Here is a 21,856-nt window from a genome sequence, read left to right as displayed (position 1 = left end):
TGGCCTGCCTTCGACAAACTTATTCCTCGTCAGTAACATGACGCCGCGTGTTCAAGAGCTCCATAGGCAGGGCCGCGGGCCCCGCCGTCCTCACCGTCATCCTCGCCGGGGCCGCCGCGTGCGGGCCGACCAGCCCCGGAACCTCCCAGACCGGCGCCGCCCCGGCGGCCGCCACCGTCGCCGACGCGAGTCCGACCGCCGCCGGGGGCAGCCCGGCCGCGGCCGCGCCTGCAGGCGGCGTCCCGCGCGCCAAGGCGACCCCGCCCGCCACCAGCCGACCGACCGCCGGCCAGGCGGCCGTCACCGCCGCACCCGCCGGAGACCGGCAAGCCGCGATCGGCAGCCCCGGCAAGGACGGCGCCGCGGTCACGGCGGCGACGAAGAGCCTGCAGCTGACCGCGTACGACCCGGCGGGCGGCACGGCCGTCCTGACGGCGGCCGCCGGTCCGGCCCCGACGGGCGCGGCCTCCCCGAGCGCTGCCGCTGTCCCGTCTCCCGCCGCGCCGTCTCCCGCTGCCCCGTCGACCGCTGCCGCCCCGTCAGCCGCTCCCGTTGCGGCCGCCGTCCAGCCCGGCCAGCTGATCGCCAGCCCGCCCACCGCCGCCGCGCCGCAGGGCGCGCTGGTCGCCGTCACCGCCGTCCACCCCGGCGCGGGCAACACCCTCAACCTGGCCACCCGCCCCGCCACCCTCGCCGAACTCCTCGGCGGCACCGAGGCCGACGGCAGTGTGCCCGTCGACCCGCACGGCATCACGGTGACCCCGCTGGTCAAGGACCTCAAGGCGACCGTCGGCGCCGACCTCAACGGCGTGCAGGCCGACGCCTCCGGCACCCTGGAAGTGAACCTCAAGGCCCCTGTGCCGCTGCCCGAAGGTGCCAGCCTGGACGCCTCCGGCTCGCTCCAGCTCCACCCGGCCGTCCACTTCGCCTACCACGGCGCCGCCGCAGGCAGCCCGCGCACCGCGTCGATCGGCTTCGACCTGGGCGCCCACGCCCAGTGGAAGGTCACCGGCGACGTCACCCGCAACACCGGTGCGGCGCCCATCCGTGTGCCCTTCGCCAAGCTGCAGGCCAGCCCCGTACTGACCGTCGCCGGCCTGCCTGTGGTCGTCAACCTCGGCCTGACCTGCTACCTGGAGGTCAGCGCCGACGGCCAGGTGCACCTGGAAGCGGAACAGGACGCGACCGGCACCTGGGCCGTCCGCGCCGACTACACCGGCGGCAAGGGCTGGACCCCGGTCACCAACGCCGAGACCAAGGTCACCCCGGTCCACGTGCGGCTCAACGGCAAGGCCGGCGTGCGGGCCGCGCTCGGCGCCGAGATCAGTGTCGGCCTGTACGACACCGTCGGCGTGGAGACCACCGTCGCCCCCTACCTGAAGGCCCAGGCCGAAGGCTCCCTGACCGTCTCCTCAGGCAACCCGCCGCAGGCGCAGGGCAGTTGGTCGCTGCTCGGCGGCGTCGACCTGAACGGCGCGCTCACCGCCCACCTGAAGATCTTCGGCACCCCGATCATCGAGGGCAAGCTGCCGCTGCCCCCGTTCCACCGCGAATGGCCGCTGATCGCCGGCTCGGCGACCCTGCCGGCGCCGAAGCCCAGCGCGAGCTGACCAACCGTCATCACCACGAGCCCCTCGACCTGTTCACCGGTCGAGGGGCCCGCTGTCGTTGTCGCCCGCCGGGCGCCGGGCCCCAGGGGATGCCGGTGGGTGGAGGAAATGGGGCCGCCGCTCGAGCCTCTTCTGTCATGCGCATTTCTACAATTCGGTGTCGTGGTCGCCCGCGCAGGATTTCCTCCGAGGGCGGGGCCGGATCGTGTCGAGGCCGGATGGTGTCGAAGCCGGATGGTGTCGAGGCCGTCGCGCTCGAAGCTCATGCGAGGTTGCCAATCCGGCGTGTGAATCACTCTGATGACAGGAGAACGCACATGTTCCGAAAGGTCCTGAGCACAGCCACCATCGCGGCCACCACGGTTCTGGCGGCCGGACTCGCCACCGGCTCGGCGCAGGCCACCGACTTCTGGCAGGCCTGGGGCGCGGGGTCGTACCACGCCAGCTCGGACTTCGTTCCCAGCGGTGGCCTGGTGCACATCGGCGGCTGGGCCTGCGAGGGCGGTTCCGCCCACAACTTCTACGTCTCGCTCGTCAAGACCAGCGGCTCCCAGAAGGTGTTCTCCAGCTACAGCTGGGACGTGGACGGCAGGGACCACGTCGACCCGCGCGGCATCGGGGTCAACACCAGCACGGCGTACTACCTGCGGTGGTACGGGAACGGCTCGGCGCCCTGCTCGAAGGCGTTCGCGACGAACTGACCGAGGACGTCCAGCACGAGGGGCCCGCGCCGTCGGGCGCGGGCCCCGCCCTCCGCTCCGGTACCGGAAGGAACGGTCATGCGCCGGACCCGCCCCGTCGTCCTGCTCTCCCTGGCCGCGGCGCTCGCCGCCTGCGGCCCCGCGGGCTCGGGCTCGCCCGCGGCCCCCGCCCCGGCGGCCGCCACCACCCTCCCCGGCACGGACGCACCGCGGGTCGCGGTGATCGCCCAGGGAGAGGTGGACGGTATCCCCTGGCAGGTGGACCTCCTGGCCGAGAACGGGCAACTCTGCACCCAGGCCTCGGTCGACCACCGAGCCACCGGGCACGGCTGCGACCCGCCGGTCTCGAAGACCGTCCCGGTCAACGTCGCCGTCGACGGCCTGGACGACCGCGTCCTGCTCGTGTACGGCGCCGCCGACCCCAGCGTGGCGGGCCTCCTCGCCCACAGCAGCGCGGGCGCACCCCGGCCGGTCGCCATCACGGCCGCACCCGGCGGGCGGGGGTTCTTCGCCTACGCGGTGAAGCCGGGTACCGCCACCGACCTCACGGCCCTCGACGCCGGCGGGCGGCAGGTCTTCTCCGCCGGTGACAAGATCCGGCAGTTCGAGGACCCGGCCCGCTGACCCGCCGGTCGCCTGCGGGGGCGACCGGCAGTCGGATGGGTTCGAAGGGGGATGCTCTTCCATGAGCTTTGCTCATGCCGGGCGTGGGAGTGACTGTGCCGCGGCGCGCAGCAGCAGGTCGAGCAGGGCGGTGGCGGTGTCCGACGGCTCGGTGGGGGTGAGGACGACCTGGTCGACGGTGGTCGAGGGACCGGCGAGGGGAATGACGCGCAGGCCGGGCGGCTGGTGGTCGAGTGCGGATTCGACGGTGATGCCGATGCCCGTGCCGGCGGCGACGTGGGCGGCGATGGCGTGCACGCTGTCGGCGGTCCTGATGATGCGCAGGTCGGCCCCGCCGATGTGGAAGGCGGACAGGAGCCGGTCGCAGAGGCCGCTGTTGATCTGGTGGGGCCAGGTGAGCAGGTCGGTGGTGGACAGTTCGGACGCGTGGAGCTCGGCGTGTCCGGCGAAGGGGTGGGCCGCGGGGACGAGTGCCACGAACCTCTCGGTGGACAGGACCCTCGCCCGGACGCCGGTGATGTCGCCGGTCGCCCAGCCGATGCCCAGCCCGATGGTCTCGGCCCGCAGGGCGGTGAGTTGGGCGGTGGTCGGCATGGCCTCCGGCACGATCGCCACGTCGGGGAAGCGGTCGCGCAGTTGCGGCAGACAGTGCAGCAGCAACTGGTGGCCGGTGTATTCGGCGTGGGCGACGACGAGGGTGGCGCGGGTCCGGCCGCCGGCGGCGAGGGAACGTCCGCGTTGGTGGAAGCGGCGCAGCTGGGCGAGGGTGGCGTGGGCGTCGGGCAGCAGTGCTTCGCCGAGGTCGGTCAGCGCCACCCGGCGGCTGGTGCGGTGGAACAGCCGTCCGCCGAGGGTGTTCTCCAGCCGTCTGACGGCGTCGCTGACGGTGGGTTGCCCCCGGTGCAGGCGGGCGGCGGCGCGGCCGAAGTGGAGTTCTTCGGCGACGGCGACGAATGCTTCCAGTTCGATCCTGTCCACGGGACCAGGCTAACGCGATCGATCGGTGGGGCCGATCGCTGTGTGCCGGAGTTCGGCGTTGATGCCGTGCCGTGCGCGGGCTGTGATGGGTGGGCAAGCGGGGAGCTTCCCCACGATCGACCGGAAGTAGTGAAGAGACATGGCATTCAGTGGTGTTGACCGTGCGCAGGGCGAGGGCGTTGACCGTGGGCAGGGCGAGGGTGCTGACCGCACGCAGGGCGCGGGCGTTGACCGTGGGCAGGAGCCGCCGGAGGTCACGGTGACGGTGGTCTTCCACTCGGTGCACGGGCACACCCGGGTGCTGGCCGAGCACCTCGCCGACGGGGCGCGGCAGGTGCCGGGCGCCCGGGTGTATCTCGTCGAGGTCCGGCCCGAGGACGTCGTCGCGGGCCGCTGGCACGATGCCGAGGTGCTGGCGCTGCTCGAGCGCTCCGATGCGATCGTCCTCGGCTGCCCGACGCTGATGGGCAGCGTGTCGGCGGTGTTCAAGGCGTTCATGGAGGCGGCGTTCACGCCGTTCGTCACGCAGGCGTGGAAGGACAAGCTGGCCGGGGGGTTCACCATGTCCGCGTCGCAGAGCGGCGACAAGCTGACGGTCCTGGAGCAGCTGGCGGTCTTCGCCGCGCAGTTGGGCATGCAGTGGATCGGCGTGGGCGACATGCCGGGCAACAACTGGAGCGGCGGCACCCGCGACGATGTGAACCGGCTGGGTTCGTGGCTGGGTCTGATGAGTCAGAGTCATGCCGATCTGGGGCCGGAGCACGCCGGATCGCGCGGCGACCGGATCACCGCGCGGCGCTACGGCGAGCGGATCGCCCGGTTGACCCAGCGCTGGGTCAACGCCGTGCCGTACGACACTCCCCGGATGACCGAGCACGAGGCGCGCGCCCTGTCGGCCTCCCTCAGGGAGACGGACGGCGTGCCGGCCGTGCTGACCGGCGCCTGACGGCCGACCGGACCGGCGGATCGCGGAGCCTTCTCTCGTCCGTCCGTCACATTCGTCTGCCGGGGTCCGTCGGTGAAGTACCGCAGACCGACAGATGGAAGGACACCGTGATGCTCACCAACGTCATGTACGTCACGCTCTACGTCACCGATCAGGACCGCGCGCTGAGGTTCTACACGGAGCAGCTCGGCCTGGAGAAGCGCATCGATTTCCCGAACCCGGGTGGGCGTTTCCTCACCGTGGGCGTCCCCGGCAGCCCGGTCGAGATCATCCTGTGGGCCGACGACGCGGCCGCGGGGCAGCCGTCCGAGGTGCTGCTGGGCGCCGCGCCCGGTCCGGTCATCCTCGAATCGGATGATCTGCGGGCGGACTTCAAGGTCTTCCGCGACCGTGGTGTGACCTTCGACCGCCCGGAGCCGGAGGACTACAGGTTCGGCATCGCCATCGAGGCCGTGGATCCGGACGGCAACCGCATCTCGCTGCGCGAGCGCGGCCGGGGCGGCAGCGCCGACGCCTGACCTTGCTGCGACGCCTTGGTGCGACGCCTTGGTGCGACGCCTTGCTGTGACGCCTTGCTGTGACGCCTTGCTGTGACACGGTGATGTGACACCCTCGCGGAGGCGTGTTCGCGTACGTCGGCCCCTGAGCCGAGACCTGGCGGTTGTCGACGGAGGTCTTCGCTCGGGGGCCGACCGTATTCCGGCTCCCTGAAGAAAGGGTTCCCGCCCGCGCGACATCCTGGCGCCCCACGTAGTCATCAGGGGTATGCACGGGGATCACGGAACAAGAGAACGGGCGGGGACCGCGTGAAATCAGCACAGGAGGCCGAGTACCTGGAGTTCGTGGCGGCGAGGGCGAAGGCGCTGTACCGCTCGGCGTACGTCCTCGCGGCCGGCGACGCGCACCTCGCCGAGGACCTGGTCCAGGAAACCCTCAGCCGGGTGTACGTGCACTGGAAGCGGGTGGCCGGTGCGGACAGCCCGGAGGCCTATGCGCAGACGGTCCTGGTCCGCACCTTCCTCAGCCTGCGGCGTCGGCGGAGCACCGGGGAGCGCCCCGTCGGGACCATGCCCGACAGTGCGGCGTCCGGTCCGGACACCGCGCTGCGGCTCACCCTGCTGGACGCGCTCGGCCAACTGCCGCCCCGCGACCGGGCGGTGCTGCTGCTGCGCTACTGGGAGGACCGCAGCATCGAGGAGACCGCCCGGATGCTCAAGCTGAGCAGCAGCGCGGTCCGCTCCCAGGGCACCCGCGCGCTCGGCAGGGTGCGTGCGTTGCTCGGCGACAGCCTGTCCGACCTGGTTCCGCACTGAGTGCCGCACTGAGTGCCGCACTGAGTGCCGCACTGAGTGCCGCACCGAGTGCCGCACCGAGTGCCGCACCGAGTACCGGTGCACGCAGGTCAAAGCCGCCACACAGCCCCCAGCAGCGACAGAAAAGGTGACGCCAGCATGCCGTTCGAAGCAGACCTCGCACATGCCCTGGACCGCACGACCGACTCCCTCGACCCCGATCTCACCACGCTCATGCGCGGAGCCGTCGAGCGCGGGCGCAGCCGCCGGCGGCGGCGCACCGCCGGCGTCATCGCCGGGGTCGGTGCCTGCGCCGTGCTCGCGGCCGCCGGCCTGGTGATGCCCGGCGCGCTCACCTGGGGCCGCTCCGCGGGATCCGACATGGAGACCGTGGCTGCGCTGGCGACGCCCCGTTCCGCGATCACCGACACCCAGATGATCCAGGCCCTGGAGGCGACGTTCCCCGGGGGCCGGTTCAGCCAGGAGACCGGGCAGAGCAACAACCCCTCGGACCCGTCCGGCGGGTACGTCGCCAACGGTGGACTGGTCCTGGACGACGGTCAGGGCGCCGCCTTCGTCGGCGTCTCTGCCGTGCGGCTCAAGCTGCCGCTCAGGGACGGCGACGGGCTGAGCTGCGATCGGACGCCCGCGCGCGCCAAGGGTGACATCTGCACGCTGAGCGAGCTGCCGAGCAGTGCCGCGATTCCCGGCGGTGCCGTGGTGATGGCCGAGCAGAACGCGGCCAAGCACCCGGCGGGTGCCGACACCGCCCACCGCTGGACGGTGACGGTGACCCTGAAGTCGACCGGCGCGCAGCTCCAGATGGTGCAGTGGAACAGCACCGGCGGCGGCACCGGCAGCGAGACGCCGAAGCCGACCCGGGCCGCGCCCCCGCTCACCGAGCAGCAGGCGGTGGCCGCACTCACCGGTGCCACCTGGGCGCCTATCCTCGGCGCCCTCGCCTGACGCGTTGCCTTGCCGAAAGCCCGTGGCGGAGAGCGGGAAGTCGGGTCGGCCGACTTCCCACTCCTTTTCCTTCACGCGGTGGCGGTGGGGGTCGGAGCGGCCTCCCCGTCCCCTACTCTTCCTCCATGCTCTCTGTGGTGGTGGCCCCTTGGGCGGGCGTGGCGGAGCCGGTATTCGTCCGTAATCCGGATGAACTGCACGACGCCGCGAGCACGATGAAGGTCGCGGTGCTGGCCGCGCTGACCCGTAGCCGGGTGAACCTCGATGCCGAGGTTCCGGTGGTGAACCGCTTCGCGTCCGTCGTGGGCGGGGACTTCGGCAACGATCCGGACTGGGACAGCGATCCGCTTCCCTGGGAGCTGTTGGGTACCCACGTGCCCCTCCGCCTCCTCGCCGAGCGGATGATCACGCACTCCTCCAACCTCGCCACCAACCTCTGCCTGGCCCGCACCACCCCGCAGGCCGTCGCCGACGTCTGGCGCCGCGCGGGGGCGACCCGCAGCGCCAGCCCGCGCGGGATCGAGGACTACGCGGCGCGCGAAGCGGGCGTGCACAACCGGGTCAGCGCCCGCGACCTGGTCCGGCTGCTGCACTCGCTCGCCGGGGAGCCCGAACTCCTCGCGCTCCTCGAAGACAACGACTTCCGGGTGGACCTCGCCGCCGGCCTCCCCCCGGGCACCCGGATCGCGTTCAAGAACGGCTGGTTCCCCGGCGTCCGCCACAGCGTGGGCCTCATTCACCCCAGGGACTGCCCGTCGTACCTCCTCGCCGTCTGCTACACCGGCCCGCTCGCCTCCGGCACCGACCGCACCGATCCGGCCGCCCGCCTCCTGGCCCGCATCTCGGCGGCGGTCTGGGCACGACGCGGGCAGATCAGCAGGGCCGTCGGCGGGGCCACCGGCGGGGCCGTCAGCGGAACCCTCGGCGGGGAGATGAACGGGCGAGGGCCGTCAGCCCGTCCAGCGCCGCTTCGTTGAGCAGGTTGATCCGTACGAACCCGTCGTGCCCGGTGAGTTCGAAGCGCCGCTGATCGAGCGCGAGCAGCCGATCGCCCGGAGCCGCAGGCCGGGCGAACCGGAAGTACCCGGTCTCGACCGGCGTGCAGGCCGTCCGCCGGGGTGCTGCCGTGCCCCGCCGTCCCGTACGGATACAAGACGGTCTCCGCGTGCATGACGATCAGTCAAAAGTGGTATGGACTCGGGGCATTCCGCTCACACTGTCGGGGGAGAGCTTGGGGGTGAGCCGAAGTGTCGTCGCGCCTGCGGAATTTCGCCCGACTGGTCACGGGGCTCACTGTCCTGTCGGCCTACGTCGCGTTGCACCTGCTGGTCAGCGTGGGCATGGGCCAGCAGGTGGGCCGGAACGCGACCCTGGCACTCTGGTTCGGGGCGCCCGCCCTGGTGTTGCTCGGGCCGGTCCTGTGGCTGCGCCACCGCCGCCGGTCGGGGGCGGCGGAGCTCGTGCGGATCGTCAGCCGGTACGTGCCGCGCCGGCAGCCGTGGCACAGGGCGCTCCGGCTGGCCAACGGCCTGGGACTGATGCTGTTCGGGGGCGGATTCTACGCGGTCACCGAGTCGGAGAAGCAAGGCCACAAGATGCCGCTGGAGGCGCAGTTCCTGCTGCTGTTCGGCGGTCTGGCGGCCCTGGCGGCAGGCTTCCTGATCTTGCGCCGCACCCGCCCGTACGCGGCTCGACCGGCGGCCCGGGCCCTGCTGCTGAGCGGCCGCCAACCCGTCCTCTACCTGCGCAGTTTCGGTGACGACGACAGCGCCGCCCAGGTCGACGACGTAGCGGAGATCAACCTCCACACGCGGGAGGAGCAGCTCGCGGGCGCTCTGGGCGCCGTCGGCCCCGTGATCGCGGTGGGCCGGCCGGAGGAGCGCCTGCCGCATCTCGGCGCGGCCCGCTTCTACCTGCCGCTGGACGACTGGAAGCCCACCGTGCTGCGGCTGATGGACCTGTCCCAGCTCATCGTCCTGCGCCTCGGGCAGGGGGACGGGCTGTGGTGGGAAGTCGAGCAGGCGCGAACCACCCAGCCCGCGAAGAAACTGGTCCTGCTGGTTCCGGGCGGCGCCCCGTCCGACCTGGTCGCCCGGCTGAGCGCGTACCTGCCCGAGCCCGTACCGCCGGAAGGGTCGGGCACCGGCGAGCACTGGATCTCCGCCGTCATCGTCTTCGACGGCTCCTGGACGCCCCGCGTGTTCCCGGTGGGGCTCCGGCTCAAGGGGTGGCGGGGCTGGAACCAGCGAGCGAGTCTCGGCGCGAGGGAAACGCCCGCAGCCGAGGTGGCTCGTGCGGTGGGGACAGCGCTGGCGTCCTCGGGGCCGCGTCGGCGGACGATGGTCTTGAGAGCCTGGTTCGTGACGCACATCGCTGCTCACACGGGCTTCGGGCTGGTGGTCGCGGTGGTCCTGGCGGGCTGGCTCGGCTATCGGGCACTGCAGTTGATCGGACTCTGGTGAACACGAACTCTGGGGGAAACGTGGACCATCCGCAGCAAGGCAGCACGTTCGAGAGCACGGGCGGGGGCGGAACGGGGCAGCGCCGGGCCGTGACCGGCTGGGGTGTCGCCGTGACGGTCCTGATCCTCCTGTCGCTGCTGTACGACGTCCTGCTCACGGTGGCAGACTGGCGCGTCTACCTCGCGGTCGAGGACGCCCTCGCGGGGAACGCGACCGAGTCGGAGCTCCAGGCGGCCGATGACTTCTCGAGCTTCTTCACCTTCTGGAAGGGCCTGGTACTGGTCGTCGCGGCCGGCGTGGTGTTCCTGGCCTGGCTGTGGCGGGCGCGGATCAACGCGGAGTCGCTGGGCGGCCCGAGCAGCCAGCGCCGGGCCCGGGGCTGGACGGTCGGTTCCTGGATCACCCCGGTGGCGAACCTGTGGATCCCGTACCAGGTCGTGACGGACATCTGGCAGGCCAGCGCGCCCCGGCGGTCGAATCCCGGTCCGCTGCTCGCCGCCTGGTGGGGAGCGTGGGTGATCGGGGGCTACGTGGGGCGGGCCTACACGTACCAGGTCATGCAGGACGCGCTCTCGGAGGACGATCTGCGCCGTGCCGTGTACCTGGGCACCGTGGCCGCCGCACTCGACGTGCTCGCCGGGGTGCTGATCATCTACACCATTCACCGGATCGGCAGCTGGCAGACCCAGCGGCGCGCTGAAGCACTCCGCTGAGCCTGGTCGGCTGCCGGCTGCCGGCTGCCGGCAGCCGACCAGGCGTAGCCGTCAGTACGGCTGGACGAGGACGTGCGCCGCGCCCGGGATGCCCACCTTGAGGAGCTCGTCCTCCTCCGGGGTGGTCGGGGTGCCGGTCTCCTGCTTGAGGATCGCGCGGGACAGGCCCTGGACCCACATGGCGCGCGGGCGGCGGCGCTCCTCCCAGGCGGTGAGGGCGGCCGGGACGGTGTCGGCGGCGTCCAGGCTCTGGGCGAGCACGAGCGCGTCCTCGACGGCCATCGCGGCGCCCTGGGCCAGGTGCGGGGTGGAGGCGTGGGCGGCGTCGCCCGCGAGGACGATCCGGCCGACGTGCCACGGGTCCTCGACGGTGACCTGGGAGATCCGCGAGTAGACCACGGCGGCCGGGTCGGTGACCTGCGCCAGCGCCTCGGCGATCGGGCCGTCGAAGCCGGCCAGGCGCTCGCGCAGCTGCTCGTGGGCGCGCTCCGGGTCCGGACGGAAGTTCTCGGCCTCGGCGAACACCGAGCCCAGGTACATGAGTTCCTCGCTGATCGGGGTGAGCAGCGCCTTCGCCTCGAGGTTGCCGGCGGACATCACCACGCCTCGCACCTCGGGGGAACGCGGCAGCGTCACGCGCCAGTTGGCGAAGCCGGTGTACTCGGGGGCGTACGTCTCGCCGTACAGGTGCTTGCGCAGCGGCGAGCCGATGCCGTCGAAGCCGACGACCAGGTCGTAGCGGGCGGCGTGGCCGTCGGTGAGGGTGACGTCGACGCCGCCGCCTGCGCCTGCGCCGCCGCCTGCGCCTGCGCCGCCGCCTGCGCCTGCGCCGCCACCATCGCCGCTGGTGTGGTCCGAGATCGAGGCGATGGTGGTGCCGAAGCGGACGGTCGCGCCGGCCTTGGCGGCCGCGTCGGCGAGGACCCGGGCGAGGGCGGGACGCGGTATGCCGTTGTTGGACGGGGCGTCGCCCATCCGGGGCTGCGGGATCTTGGCGAGGGTGGCGCCGGCCGGGTCGCAGATGGTCAGCACCTCCCACTCGAAGCCGGCGGCCAGGCAGGCGTCCAGGACGCCGATCTCGCGCATCACGTGCAGGGCGTTGGACGGCTGGATGATGCCGACGCCGAGCGCCTCCAACTGCTCGCGCAGCTCGGCGACATCGACGTGGTGGCCGCGCTTGGCCAGGGCGGTGGCGAGGGTGAGGCCGCCGATGCCGCCGCCGTGGACGAGGACGCGCAGGGGTGTGGTCATGCTGGTGCTCCCAGGGAAGTGCGGTTCAGCCGGGGGACGGGTGAGGCTGGGACGACGTGTGAGGCTGGGATGACGGGTGAAGCTGGGATGACGTATAGCCGGGGGAGGAGGAAGGACGGTTCAGCCGACGGGGGAGGCGGCGGCGAGTTCCATCAGGTGGTCGACCAGGGCGAGCAGCAGGTCCCGCCCGAAGGCGCGCTCGCGTACGTCACCGAGCAGCATCGGCACCTGCGGGTCGAGGTCGAGCGCGGCCCGGATCTCGTCGGGGGTACGGGTGTTGGTGTTGTGGAAGCAGTTGATCGCGACCACGAACGGGATGCCCCGGCTCTCGAAGAAGTCGATCGAGGCGAAGCTGGTCTCCAACCTGCGGGTGTCGGCGATGACGATCCCGCCGAGGGCGCCGTTGACCAGGTCGTTCCACATGAACCAGAAGCGTTCCTGCCCGGGCGTGCCGAACAGGTAGACGACCAGCTCGGGGCTGACGGTGATCCGGCCGAAGTCCAGGGCGACGGTGGTGGTGTCCTTCTGGTCGACGCCGGACAGGTCGTCCACGCCGACGCTGGCCCGGGTCAGGTACTCCTCGGTGCGCAGCGGGGTGACCTCGCTGACCGAGCCGACCAGGGTGGTCTTGCCGACGCCGAAGCCGCCGGCGATGAGGATCTTGACGGCGGCCGGGGCGGCCGGGGCGGCCGCGGGGCTGTCGATGGCGGAGTGGGTGGCGGTGGGGTCGCCGATGGCGGAGCGGGGGGTTGCCATGTTCAGAGTCTCCGGAGTCCTTCGCGTACGGCCGTGAGCAGGCCGAGGTCCACGCCCCCGGCGGCCCGGGCCACCGAGAGCGGCGCCCGGGCCTTCAGCAGGCCCTGGGCGACCAGGTCGCCCAGCAGGATCTTGGTGACCGAGACCGGGAGGTCCAGGCCGGCCGACACCTCGGCGACGGCTGCCGGGCGCCGGCAGCGGTCGAGGATCAGACGGTGCTCGGGCTGGAGGCCGCGGGCACCGGCGCGGCTGCCCCGCGCCAGGGCCACGGCGGCCTCCTCCTCGACCGTGGTGAGCACGGTGATGAGGGTGAGGTCGTCCCGCTCGGGCGCGGTGCGGCCGCGGGTGATGGTGTACGGGCGGACCATGCTGCCCGTCTCGTCCTCCGCGTCCTCCTCCAGCTCGCTCCAGTGCGGCACCGCGCCGCGCCGCAGGGGGTCCTCCCGCGCGGCGTCGTTCCCGTACGGGCCCACCCGGGTCAGCCCCGGTTCCGGGCGGCGAACACGTCGAACGAGGCGGGGGCACCAGGGGCGTTCTCGCTGCGGGCCGGGGTGGTGAGCTTCTGGCCGACCTGCTGCACCAGGGTGTGCATCGCGACGGACATCACCTCGGCGTCCACCTCCTGGGAGGCGACCACGGCCAGGTGGGTGCCCTGGGCGGCGGCGATGATGAACAGCCAGCACTCGGCGAGCTCGACGATCACCTGGTGCACCGGCCCGCCGTCGAAGAGCTGCCCGACGCCGCGGGCCAGGCTCTGCTGGCCGGTGGCGACGGCGGCCAGGCGCTCGGCGTCGGCCCGCTCGATGGTGCGGGAGTGGCTCACCACGAGACCGTCGTCGGAGAGCAGGACGGCGTTCCTGGTCCCGGGCACCGAGTCGACGAGTCCGTCCAGCAGCCAGTCCAGGTCCTGGTGGGTGGCGATCGTGCGGTTCATCACTGGTCATCCGTTCGTGTGGTTCGGGAGTCCGCGGCAGGCAGGGCCCAGGGGGAGGGGCCGGGCGCGGGAGCCGGGGGACCGGCGGGGGCGCCGGGGGCGGGGGGAGCCGCCGGGGTGGGGCCCGCGGGCAGCCGGTGCTCGCCGCTGTCCTGCGCCCGGGCGGCACGGGACTGGCGCTGGAAGGCACCGATTGCCGCACCCGCGCGCCGCACCGGGCGGTCGGAGCGCTGGAACGGGCCCGCGGGCGGTGCGGCGGCGTCGGCGGTGACCCCGGTCCCGGCCTGGGACCCGGCCCCGGATCCGGCCTCGACGGGGCGATCGGCGGGGCGCTCGACCCACTGCGGGGCCGGCGGCGGCACCCGCAGCTCGGCGGCCAGGCTGGCCTGCCGCACGCGCTGCGGCAGCGGCGGCTGCCCGCCCTCGGCCGGGCTGTACGGCACCGAGGTGGGGTACTCGCGGGTGCTGCGCCGCTCGGCCAGCCGGTAGTGGTCGGCCGGGCGGTACTGCTCGTCGGCGTACGGGGCCTCGGCCTCGGTGACCCGGGCGTAGGCGATGTCCGGGTAGGCCGGGGTGTCCCCCGCGGGCGCGGGGTCGCCGGGGGAGCTGTGCTCGATCGGATGCTCGGGCGGGAGCGGGGACAGCGGGAGGGCGGATTGCGGGAGGGGCTGCTCCTGGAAGGGCGGCTGCGAGGAGGGCCCCTGCGGGAACGGCTCCTGGACGGGAACCGACGGGTACGGCGCCTCCAGGGCGGGGGCCGCCGGCACCGGTGGGAAGGCCTCCTGTACGGCTGCCTCCTGTACGGGTGCCTCCTGGACCGGATCCGCCGGTACGGGACCCTCGTGCGCGGGGGCTGCCGGGTGGGGCACCTCCTGCTCGGGCGCAGCCTGGTAGGGGCCCGCTGGGTAGGGGCCCGCCGGGTAGGGGCCCGCCGGGTAGGGAGCCGCCGCCACCGCCAGTGGCACGGGCGCGGCCTGCGGCACGAAGTGGCCCTGTCCGAAGGACTCCACCGGTGCGACCGGCGGTCCGGCCGGTTCCTGGGCGGGCACCTCGTCGGAGGCCGAGCGCACCGCCCGGCGCGAGCGCCGGACCAGCGGGATGGGCTCGGCGGGCGCGCCGGGGGAGCCGTCCGGCAGCCCGGTGTCGCCGTCGATGACCAGCTCGTCCGGGACGAGCACGACCACCCGGGTACCGCCGAAGGCCGACGGGCGGAACTCGATCTTCAGCCCGTGCAGCGTGGCGAGGCGGGCGACCACGTGGAAGCCGAGGCGGATGTCGTCGGCCCGGGCCAGCACGTCGGTGCGCGGCGGACGGCTCATCAGCTCGTTGGCCGCGTCGTACTGCGCCGGGTCCATGCCCAGGCCGCGGTCCTCGATCTCGATCGCGAGCCCGCGGCCGACCAGGGCGGCCCGGACCTCGACCGGCGTGGGCGGCTTGGAGAAGGTGGTGGCGTTCTCCATCAGCTCGGCGAGCACGTGCGCGACCGGTCCGACGGCCCGCTCGGACAGCCACGGGTGGCCCTCGACGTCGAGCATGATCCGGCGGTAGTCCTGCACCTCGCCCTGCGCGGCGCGCAGCACGTCGAGCAGCGGGACGGGCTTGCGCCAGCGCCGCTGCGGCTGGCCGCCGGCCATGATCACGAGGTTCTCCTCGTAGCGGCGCAGACGGGCGGTGAGGTGGTCGAGGTCGAACAGGCCCTCCAGGACCTCCGGGTCCTCGTGCTTGCGCTCCAGCTCGTCCAGCTTGCGCAGCTGGCGGCCGATCAGCAGCTGGGTGCGGCGGGCGATGCGCTGCAGCAGCCGTTCGAAGCCGCGGTGCTGCTCGGCTTGGCCGACGGCGGCCTCCAGGGCGGAGGCGCGGGCCAGGTTGAGGGCCAGGCCGAGGCGGGCCAGCTCGTCGGTGCCGTTGCCGTGCGGGCCGGCGGTGATGGTGCGGGTCTCGGCCTCGACGTCCACCTGCTCGCCGCGCCCGAGGCGCTCGACCACCTCGGGCAGGGTGCGCCGCATCTCCTCGGCCTGGGTGTGCAGTTCCTTGATGCGGCGGCGCAGCGAGCGGCTGATCCGCCAGGAGGCGATGACCACCGCGACGACCGTGATCAGGCCGATGACGGTGGTCAGCACGACCCGGGTCAGCAGGCTCAGGATGGTGCCCTTGCCGACCTCGACGATGCCGCTGGTGCGGGTCTCGATCGCCTTGACCAGCGGGGGGTTGAGCTGGTCGAGGGCCTGGCGCCACTGGTCCTGGGCGGCGGGCAGCTTGACGGTGCCGGCCGCGTCGGCGGCGGTGGGCTTGGTCAGCTGCTGTTCGACGGCGGCCTTGGCCTGCCAGGCCGGGCTGTTCATCAGGTCGTGCCAGGCGGGGGCCTCGCCGTCCGGGATGTACGGGAGGACCTGGACGGTGAGCAGGTGGTCCTGCGCGCCGATGGCCTGTTGGACGGCCTGGTAGTCGGCGGTGCTCAGCCGGCCGGTGGGCCAGCCGCGAGCCAGGACGGCGTCCTCGCGGGCCAGCATCTCCTTCGCCCAGAAGGCGTTGACCAGGGTCTTGGAGATCCAGGTGACCTCGCCGGTGTCCACGTGGCTGAGCGCGGTGAACAGCCGCAGGTCCACCGCGATCAGGTCGGTGTAGTAGGCGTAGACGGTCTGCTGGTCGACCGATCCGCGGTCCACGGCGGCGCGCTGCTCGGCCAGCTTGCCCATGGCCTGGCGGGCCTCGGCGACGGCGCTGCGCACCTCCCCGGGCGCGCTGTCGGCGGTCTCGCCGGACAGGCTCTGGAACTGGCGCACCGCGTCGTCGGTCGACTGCCGCTGGCGGCGTAGCTGGTCGGTGTTGGCGCCGGGCCGGGCGAGTGCCTCGGCGCTGAGCCGGCGCTCCTCCTGGAGGTTGTAGTAGACGATGTTCGACGGCTGGCCGGCCTTCTGGGCCAGGAGGCCCTGGGCGGCCTGCCGCTGGAAGTCGAAGACGGTCTCGCCGCTGGTGACCGCCCAGAGGACGACGAGGGCGATGCTGGGGACGACGGCCAGGACGAGCAGCGCCGTCCGCAGGGACAGGCGTGGACGCCTGCGGGGGCCCTTCGGCGTCGGGGGCCGCCGATTCGCACGCGCGCGCAGAGCAGACTCCTTGGGGCTGGCGGCCGGCCGGTAAGGGGCCGGGCCGTCCGGGCACGGGTTTTTGACGAAGCGATACTAGTCATACCGTGTGATTGGAGTGAAAGCCCGTTCGCCACCTGGGCGGTGCTTGCACACACATGGGACACAATGTCATTCAGTCGTTGACTGTATGCATGCGGAGCAGGCTGTTCCGGACTCGCTTGACACAGTGTCAACGCGTCGCGCGGCCGGCGGGTGGCCGCCGTGTGAAAACTGTGTGACGCCGTATCGGGAGCGCCCGTGGCAGGTGCTCCACCGGACTCAACGGGACCGGGCCTCGGCGGGTTCACCGGGCACGTTCGCCGGTGCGGTCCGTCGGAAGGCTCAGTCCGCCAGGAGGCGGGAGCGGGTGGCCTCCAGCTCGGCCGCCAGGACCCGACCGGCGGCCTCCGGGTCGCCCTCGTGAACGGCGCGGACGAGAGCGGCGTGCGAGTCGTAGCCCTGGTTCGGGTCCTCGGTCCGGAGGTCGAACAGGCCGACCAGGGTGACCAGTTGCTCCCGCAGAACCGGGGCGAACTGGGCGAAGAGGTCGTCCAGGACGGGATTGTGGGCAGCAGTCACGAGGGCGGTGTGCAGGGCGATGTCGGCGTCCACGAAGGCGGTGTCGTCGGCCCCGCCCGCCGCGCGGCGGGCCGCCAGTGCGGCGTCGAGGGCGGCGAGGTCCGCCTCCGTGCGCCGGGTGGCCGCGAGGCGGGCGGCCTGCACCTCGACCATCGTCCGCACCTCGTAGACGTGCGCCAGTTCGGCGCGGCGCAGCCGGGCAGGCCAGTCCTCGGCGGGGCGGTCGGCGGTGACGAACACCCCGGAGCCCTGGCGGCTCTGCACCATTGCGGCCGCGGCGAGCGTGCGCAGCGCCTCCCGGATCGTCGAGCGGCCGACACCCAACTCCTTGGCCAGTGCGACCTCGCCCGGCAGCTTCCCGCCCACCGGCCACTGGCCGGACCGGATCTGCTCCTCGATCCGCGCGGCGGCCTGCTCGGCGAGGGGGGAGGGGCGGAGCGGGATCATCGGGCTCACCTGTCAGGTTGTCTGAGGACTTGTGTCGTGGGTACTCTACCCAACATGCAGCCGTGGATCCTCCCCGTGGGGGGCCTTCTTCTTGGTGGCCGCAGCGGGGCGTGACCGGACCGGCACCCCGCTGCGGGGCGCCGACCTGCCGGTCACCGGTATGCGTCATGAGGAACTCGCATGATCTTCCCGACCCTGCACGCCCCCGCCGGGCCCGTCCCGGCCGACACCCCCGCCTGGAACCCGCAACGCGGCGGCGCCATGCCCTCCCACCGCTACCGCCCCGCCCACGACCGGGTCCACGTCCCCGCCCTGATGCGGCGCTGGCCCGGCCGGCGCATCGAGCGGGCGCCGCTGTGGGTGCCCGTCGACCTGCGGGACGGCAACCAGGCCCTCGCCGAACCGATGGACCCGACGCGCAAGCAACGGATGTTCGACCTCTTCCTGGCCATGGGCTTCAAGGAGATCGAAGTCGGCTACCCCTCCGCCAGCCGCGCCGACTTCGACTTCGTCCGCCAACTCGCCACCACCCCCGGCGCCGTCCCCGAAGACGTCACGGTCGTCGTCTTCACCGCCGCCCGGGCGGACCTGATCGAGCGCACCTTCGAGGCCGTCGCCGGCCTGCCGCACGTCGTCGTCCACCTCTACACCGCGACCGCGCCGCTGTGGCGGGACGTCGTCCTCGGCAAGGAACGGGCGGAGCTGCGGGCGCTCATCACCGAAGCCGCCACCCACACGGCCCGGCTCGGGGAGGGCCGGGACGGCCTGCGGTTCCAGTTCTCGCCCGAGGTGTTCAACCTGACCGAACCCGACTACGTGCTGGAGGTGTGCAACGGGCTGACCCGGCTGTGGGACGCGAGTCCCGACCGTCCGGTCATCCACAACCTGCCGGCGACCGTCGAGATCGCCACACCCAACGTCTACGCCGACCAGATCGAGTACATGGACCGGCACCTGGAACGGCGCGACGCGGTGATCCTCTCCGTCCACCCGCACAACGACCGGGGCACGGGCGTCGCCTGCGCCGAACTCGCGGTGCTGGCCGGCGCACAGCGGATCGAAGGCTGCCTGTTCGGCAACGGCGAGCGCACCGGGAACGTCGACCTGGTCACCCTGGCACTCAACCTGCACACCCAGGGCGTCGACCCGATGCTCGACCTGTCCGACATCGACGAGATCCGGCGCACCGTCGAACACTGCAACCGGCTGCCCGTCCACGAACGACACCCGTACGCCGGCGACCTGGTGCACACCGCCTTCTCCGGCACCCACCAGGACGCCATCAAGAAGGGGTTCGTGCAACACGCCAAAACCGCCGCCGAACTGGGCGTCCCCGAACGGGAGGCACCCTGGTCGGTGCCCTACCTGCCGATCGACCCGGCCGACCTGGGCCGCGACTACGAGGCGGTGATCCGCGTCAACAGCCAGTCCGGCAAGGGCGGCATCGCCTATCTGCTGCGCGCCGGCGAAGGGCTCGAGCTGCCCCGACGACTGCAGATCGAGTTCGCGCGGACCGTACAGCAGGCGACCGACGACAGCGGCAGGGAAGTGACGGGCGAGGAACTGTACCGGCTGTTCCGGGCGGAGTACCTCGATGAGAGTTCCTCATGGGCCTGGCAGGTGGGTGACGACTGGGCCGAGGTCGACGGACGGCGCGGCACCGGCGTCGGACCGCTGGACGCCGTCGCGGACGCGGTCGGGGCAGAGATCCTCTCCTTCAGCGAACACGCGGTGGGCTCCGGGCCCGAAGCGGTCGCCTACGTCGAGGCACGGATCGGAGGCCGGGTCGTCTGGGGCGCCGGACGGGACACCTCCGTCCTCACAGCCGGCGTACGGGCGGTGCTGAGCGCGGCGGGCCGGGCCGCCGCCGGCGGCGCTACCGGGAAGGTCATGAGGGGGGCTCATGGGTCGGGGTCATGAGCGGGGCTCATGGGTCGGGGTCATGCGAGGGACTCATGGGTCGGGGTATGCGAGGAACTCATAGGCCGGGGTCATGAGAGGGACTCATGGAGCCCCGTCCGCCGTGACGCCGAACCGAGCGGAACACCGTCCGGACGGCAGTCCGTCCGATCTGCCTGAGGCCGCTCGGCCCGAGGGCCGCTCCGCCTGATGGTCGGTCAGCGTCCGAGCTCCACGACGGTCTCCCGGGTCAGCTCCTGTGCCCGGGAGACCGTCGCGGTCAGGTCGTGCGCCGATCCGCCGGGTGCCGCGAGGAGGGTGCGGACTCGCCGGCCGAAGTCCTCGGGTGCGGCGGTGAGTTGCTCGGCGACGGCCAGGGCACCCTTCTCGTTGAGGCACCAGCGGCGGTCGTGGGCGTGCAGGGCCTGCGCCAGGACGCCGAACGCCCGGGACAGGCAGAGCGAGACGTACAGCGCGTCCGCGCGGGCGGCTCCCTTCTCGGCGACGTCGAGCAGGAACCCGGCCTCCCAGGCGGCCGCCGTCAGGGCCTCGCGGAGCGGCTCGGGGTAGCGTGCGGTCTGCCGCTTCAGAGCCGTCAACTCGCCGGCAGGGTCGGCAAGTACCTGCCCGCACGCCACCTCGCCGGGGTAGCAGGGCGACCAGAATCCGAGCGGATGGCCCGGTTGCACCCCTACCTCGTAGCGGCCCTCGCGGCAGTCCGCCCACACCTGCTCGACGCGGTCCAGGTCCCGCAGGATCCAGTCCACGGCGACGCCGTCGACCCGCAGCCACGCGCCGCCGTTCACCCACGGCCCCCAGCCGCCCGGCCCGGCGACCTCCACGCCGGGGCCGGCCAGTGCCCGCAGCGCTTCCAGGTCGAGGTCGCCCCGGTAGTACACCCCGAGATCCCAGTCCGAGCCCGCACTGTGCTCGCCCCGCGCCCGGCTGCCCCCGAGCATCACGCCCACCACGCCCGGCACGGTGGTCAGTTGATCGGCCATGCCCTCGATGATCGTTCGCATGGACAGAGTCTGACAGAGCGAAAGGCGGAAGGGTCGAACGGCCGAGGGGAGTGGAGGACGAGGTGAGGGAAGCAGAGGAGGTGAACTCACTCCTCGCCACTCTCAAGATATAGAGCCACGGGGGCCTTGCCGCAAGGCCCCCGTCATGCCGCAGAATCACCAACTCAAGCCCAAGGACCGGCGAAAACGGGAGAGTCACGAATGCGAGTGGTGTTGTCGGCGTACGGGTCGCGCGGGGATGTCGAGCCGCTGGCCGGGTTGGCGCTGCGGCTGCGGGAGCTCGGCGTGCAGGTGCGGGTGTGCGCGCCGCCGGACGAGGAGTTCGCGGCGCGGCTGGCCGAGGTCGGGGTGGACCTGGTGCCGGTCGGCCAGTCGGTGCGTTCGCTGGTGAGCGGGCCGCCGCCGGCGCCGTCGGACCTGCCGAAGCGGGCGGCCGCGCTGGTCGAGCAGTTCTACGAGGCGGTGCTCGGGGCGGCCGAGCCGGGTGGCGCGGTGGTGGCGACCGGGCTGTTCCCGGCCGTGGCCGGGGCGCAGGCGGCAGCCGAGAAGCTGGGCGCGCGCTTCGCGTACCTCGCGCTGCAGCCGACCGTGCTGCCCTCCCCGCACCACCGGCCGTTCGAGTACCCGATACAGCCGTACCCGGCGGAGGTGACCGACCACCGGGAGCTGTGGGAACTCAACATCGGGGCCATGAACGCGCTGTTCGGCGGGCCGGTCAACGACCACCGGGCGGCCGTCGGGCTGCCGGTGGTCGAGAACGTCCGCGACCACGTCCTCACCGACCGCCCGTGGCTGGCCACCGACCCGACGCTCGACCCGTGGCGGCTGCCGGCCGACCTCGAGGTGGAGCAGACCGGCGCGTGGATCCTGCCGGACGAGCGCCCGATGCCCGCCGACCTGGAGGCCTTCCTGGCGGCCGGCGAGGCACCGGTGTACGTCGGCTTCGGCAGCATGCCGCTGCGCGACGCGCCGGGCGCGGCCCGGGCGGCGGTCGACGCCGTCCGCGCGCAGGGCCGCCGGGTGCTGCTGGGACGCGGCTGGGCCCAGCTGGCCGAGGTCGACGGCGCGGACGACTGCTTCGCCGTCGGGGAGGTCAACCAGCAGGCGCTGTTCCGTCGGGTCGCGGCCGTCGTCCACCACGGCGGCGCGGGCACCACCACCACGGCCGCCCGCGCCGGTGTGCCCCAGGTCCTGGTCCCGCAGATCGTCGACCAGCCGTACTGGGCGTCGCGGGTGGCAGAGTTGGGCATCGGCGTCGCCCACGACGGCCCCACCCCGACGGCCGACTCCCTGGCCGCCGCCCTCCGGCAGGCCCTGACCCCGGAGACCACCCGGCGGGCCGCCGCCGTCGCGGGCGAGATCCGCACGGACGGCACCGCGGTGGCGGCGAGGCTGCTGCTGGACGCGGTGGGCTGAAACCGTTCCCCGGGCGGAGTGGGGAGGGGGGGGGGGCGGCCTCCCCCCCCCCAGAAGGTGGGGAGGGCGGGTTGGTGGAGGGATTTGGGGCCCTCTTCCGGAAGTTGTTTTCCTTTCTTTCTGAAAAACTCC

The 21,856-nt window shown here is 72.9% G+C and carries 20 protein-coding genes; 12 read left to right on the top strand and 8 right to left on the bottom strand.

Going from position 1 to position 21,856, the window contains the following annotated elements:
- Positions 1-47 precede the first annotated feature (47 nt).
- The 3 genes from ACZ52J_RS25425 to ACZ52J_RS25415 all read left to right on the top strand — a co-directional run bounded on the left by ACZ52J_RS25425 (position 48) and on the right by ACZ52J_RS25415 (position 2,935).
- Positions 48-1,610, top strand: a complete 1,563-nt coding sequence (locus ACZ52J_RS25425; protein ID WP_465621990.1) for a hypothetical protein — start codon at positions 48-50, stop codon at positions 1,608-1,610.
- 317 nt (positions 1,611-1,927) lie between these two features.
- Positions 1,928-2,311 (top strand): hypothetical protein, encoded by a 384-nt coding sequence (locus ACZ52J_RS25420; RefSeq protein ID WP_465621988.1) that lies wholly within the window; start codon positions 1,928-1,930, stop codon positions 2,309-2,311.
- 78 nt (positions 2,312-2,389) lie between these two features.
- Complete coding sequence (locus ACZ52J_RS25415; protein ID WP_465621987.1) at positions 2,390-2,935, top strand: hypothetical protein; 546 nt, start codon at positions 2,390-2,392, stop codon at positions 2,933-2,935.
- 72 nt (positions 2,936-3,007) lie between these two features.
- Here the strand turns inward: ACZ52J_RS25415 and ACZ52J_RS25410 are convergent, their stop codons facing one another.
- The gene (locus tag ACZ52J_RS25410; protein WP_465621985.1) at positions 3,008-3,913 is read right to left on the bottom strand and encodes a LysR family transcriptional regulator; all 906 of its coding nucleotides are present in this window, start codon (positions 3,911-3,913) and stop codon (positions 3,008-3,010) included.
- A gap of 139 nt (positions 3,914-4,052) precedes the next feature.
- Between ACZ52J_RS25410 and ACZ52J_RS25405 the strand changes: the two genes are divergently transcribed.
- The 7 genes from ACZ52J_RS25405 (at position 4,053) to ACZ52J_RS25375 (ending at position 10,292) form a co-directional block, all read left to right on the top strand.
- Complete coding sequence (locus tag ACZ52J_RS25405; RefSeq protein ID WP_465621983.1) at positions 4,053-4,859, top strand: flavodoxin family protein; 807 nt, start codon at positions 4,053-4,055, stop codon at positions 4,857-4,859.
- A 110-nt stretch (positions 4,860-4,969) separates the two neighbouring features.
- Positions 4,970-5,377 carry a VOC family protein gene (locus ACZ52J_RS25400; protein ID WP_360490436.1) on the top strand — a complete coding sequence of 136 codons (408 nt, stop codon included), beginning with the start codon at positions 4,970-4,972 and terminating at the stop codon, positions 5,375-5,377.
- A gap of 288 nt (positions 5,378-5,665) precedes the next feature.
- The gene (locus ACZ52J_RS25395) at positions 5,666-6,172 is read left to right on the top strand and encodes a SigE family RNA polymerase sigma factor (RefSeq protein ID WP_360490434.1); all 507 of its coding nucleotides are present in this window, start codon (positions 5,666-5,668) and stop codon (positions 6,170-6,172) included.
- Positions 6,173-6,310: 138 nt separating this feature from the next.
- Positions 6,311-7,117 (top strand): hypothetical protein, encoded by an 807-nt coding sequence (locus tag ACZ52J_RS25390; RefSeq protein WP_465621981.1) that lies wholly within the window; start codon positions 6,311-6,313, stop codon positions 7,115-7,117.
- A gap of 125 nt (positions 7,118-7,242) precedes the next feature.
- Positions 7,243-8,094, top strand: a complete 852-nt coding sequence (locus ACZ52J_RS25385) for a serine hydrolase (RefSeq protein WP_465621979.1) — start codon at positions 7,243-7,245, stop codon at positions 8,092-8,094.
- 270 nt (positions 8,095-8,364) lie between these two features.
- The gene (locus ACZ52J_RS25380; RefSeq protein ID WP_465621978.1) at positions 8,365-9,579 is read left to right on the top strand and encodes a transferase; all 1,215 of its coding nucleotides are present in this window, start codon (positions 8,365-8,367) and stop codon (positions 9,577-9,579) included.
- A 110-nt stretch (positions 9,580-9,689) separates the two neighbouring features.
- Positions 9,690-10,292 carry a DUF4328 domain-containing protein gene (locus tag ACZ52J_RS25375; RefSeq protein WP_465621976.1) on the top strand — a complete coding sequence of 201 codons (603 nt, stop codon included), beginning with the start codon at positions 9,690-9,692 and terminating at the stop codon, positions 10,290-10,292.
- Between the two features lie 51 nt (positions 10,293-10,343).
- On the opposite strand, the gene ACZ52J_RS25370 is transcribed toward ACZ52J_RS25375, so the two are convergent.
- The 6 genes from ACZ52J_RS25370 to ACZ52J_RS25345 all read right to left on the bottom strand — a co-directional run bounded on the left by ACZ52J_RS25370 (position 10,344) and on the right by ACZ52J_RS25345 (position 17,387).
- Complete coding sequence (locus ACZ52J_RS25370; protein ID WP_465621974.1) at positions 10,344-11,543, bottom strand: FAD-dependent monooxygenase; 1,200 nt, start codon at positions 11,541-11,543, stop codon at positions 10,344-10,346.
- Between the two features lie 120 nt (positions 11,544-11,663).
- Positions 11,664-12,299, bottom strand: coding sequence for a GTP-binding protein (locus ACZ52J_RS25365; RefSeq protein ID WP_465621972.1), 636 nt, complete (start codon positions 12,297-12,299; stop codon positions 11,664-11,666).
- A 2-nt stretch (positions 12,300-12,301) separates the two neighbouring features.
- Entirely contained in the window at positions 12,302-12,772 is a 471-nt protein-coding gene (locus ACZ52J_RS25360; RefSeq protein WP_465621970.1) for a DUF742 domain-containing protein, read from the bottom strand.
- 5 nt (positions 12,773-12,777) lie between these two features.
- A complete protein-coding gene (locus tag ACZ52J_RS25355; protein ID WP_360490420.1) occupies positions 12,778-13,233 on the bottom strand; it encodes a roadblock/LC7 domain-containing protein in 456 nt (151 codons plus the stop codon).
- Positions 13,233-16,127: a sensor histidine kinase gene (locus tag ACZ52J_RS25350; protein WP_465622217.1), complete on the bottom strand. Its 2,895-nt coding sequence runs from the start codon at positions 16,125-16,127 to the stop codon at positions 13,233-13,235. The genes ACZ52J_RS25355 and ACZ52J_RS25350 overlap by 1 nt, the downstream gene beginning before the upstream one ends.
- Before the next feature lie 576 nt (positions 16,128-16,703).
- Positions 16,704-17,387, bottom strand: coding sequence for a FadR/GntR family transcriptional regulator (locus tag ACZ52J_RS25345; RefSeq protein WP_465621968.1), 684 nt, complete (start codon positions 17,385-17,387; stop codon positions 16,704-16,706).
- A gap of 180 nt (positions 17,388-17,567) precedes the next feature.
- Here ACZ52J_RS25345 and ACZ52J_RS25340 point away from each other — a divergent pair, with 180 nt between their 5' ends.
- Entirely contained in the window at positions 17,568-19,307 is a 1,740-nt protein-coding gene (locus ACZ52J_RS25340) for a 2-isopropylmalate synthase (RefSeq protein ID WP_465621966.1), read from the top strand.
- A gap of 197 nt (positions 19,308-19,504) precedes the next feature.
- On the opposite strand, the gene ACZ52J_RS25335 is transcribed toward ACZ52J_RS25340, so the two are convergent.
- Positions 19,505-20,308, bottom strand: a complete 804-nt coding sequence (locus ACZ52J_RS25335) for a DUF4037 domain-containing protein (RefSeq protein WP_465621964.1) — start codon at positions 20,306-20,308, stop codon at positions 19,505-19,507.
- A 201-nt stretch (positions 20,309-20,509) separates the two neighbouring features.
- Here ACZ52J_RS25335 and ACZ52J_RS25330 point away from each other — a divergent pair, with 201 nt between their 5' ends.
- Positions 20,510-21,724 (top strand): glycosyltransferase, encoded by a 1,215-nt coding sequence (locus ACZ52J_RS25330; protein WP_465621962.1) that lies wholly within the window; start codon positions 20,510-20,512, stop codon positions 21,722-21,724.
- Positions 21,725-21,856: the final 132 nt, after the last annotated feature.

Source organism: Kitasatospora sp. NPDC034035 (assembly GCF_055575755.1).
Note: the sequence above shows the minus strand (reverse complement) of the source record. Positions and strands in the feature narration are given on the sequence as shown.

Excerpts from the sequence above, each read along its gene's own strand:
- ACZ52J_RS25420 (WP_465621988.1), top strand. The coding sequence starts at position 1,928 with ATGTTCCGAAAGGTCCTGAGCACAGCCACCATCGCGGCCACCACGGTT.
- ACZ52J_RS25415 (WP_465621987.1), top strand. The coding sequence starts at position 2,390 with ATGCGCCGGACCCGCCCCGTCGTCCTGCTCTCCCTGGCCGCGGCGCTC.
- ACZ52J_RS25405 (WP_465621983.1), top strand. The coding sequence starts at position 4,053 with ATGGCATTCAGTGGTGTTGACCGTGCGCAGGGCGAGGGCGTTGACCGT.
- ACZ52J_RS25400 (WP_360490436.1), top strand. The coding sequence starts at position 4,970 with ATGCTCACCAACGTCATGTACGTCACGCTCTACGTCACCGATCAGGAC.
- ACZ52J_RS25390 (WP_465621981.1), top strand. The coding sequence starts at position 6,311 with ATGCCGTTCGAAGCAGACCTCGCACATGCCCTGGACCGCACGACCGAC.
- ACZ52J_RS25385 (WP_465621979.1), top strand. The coding sequence starts at position 7,243 with ATGCTCTCTGTGGTGGTGGCCCCTTGGGCGGGCGTGGCGGAGCCGGTA.
- ACZ52J_RS25370 (WP_465621974.1), bottom strand. The coding sequence starts at position 11,543 with ATGACCACACCCCTGCGCGTCCTCGTCCACGGCGGCGGCATCGGCGGC.
- ACZ52J_RS25365 (WP_465621972.1), bottom strand. The coding sequence starts at position 12,299 with ATGGCAACCCCCCGCTCCGCCATCGGCGACCCCACCGCCACCCACTCC.
- ACZ52J_RS25355 (WP_360490420.1), bottom strand. The coding sequence starts at position 13,233 with ATGAACCGCACGATCGCCACCCACCAGGACCTGGACTGGCTGCTGGAC.
- ACZ52J_RS25345 (WP_465621968.1), bottom strand. The coding sequence starts at position 17,387 with ATGATCCCGCTCCGCCCCTCCCCCCTCGCCGAGCAGGCCGCCGCGCGG.
- ACZ52J_RS25340 (WP_465621966.1), top strand. The coding sequence starts at position 17,568 with ATGATCTTCCCGACCCTGCACGCCCCCGCCGGGCCCGTCCCGGCCGAC.
- ACZ52J_RS25335 (WP_465621964.1), bottom strand. The coding sequence starts at position 20,308 with ATGCGAACGATCATCGAGGGCATGGCCGATCAACTGACCACCGTGCCG.
- ACZ52J_RS25330 (WP_465621962.1), top strand. The coding sequence starts at position 20,510 with ATGCGAGTGGTGTTGTCGGCGTACGGGTCGCGCGGGGATGTCGAGCCG.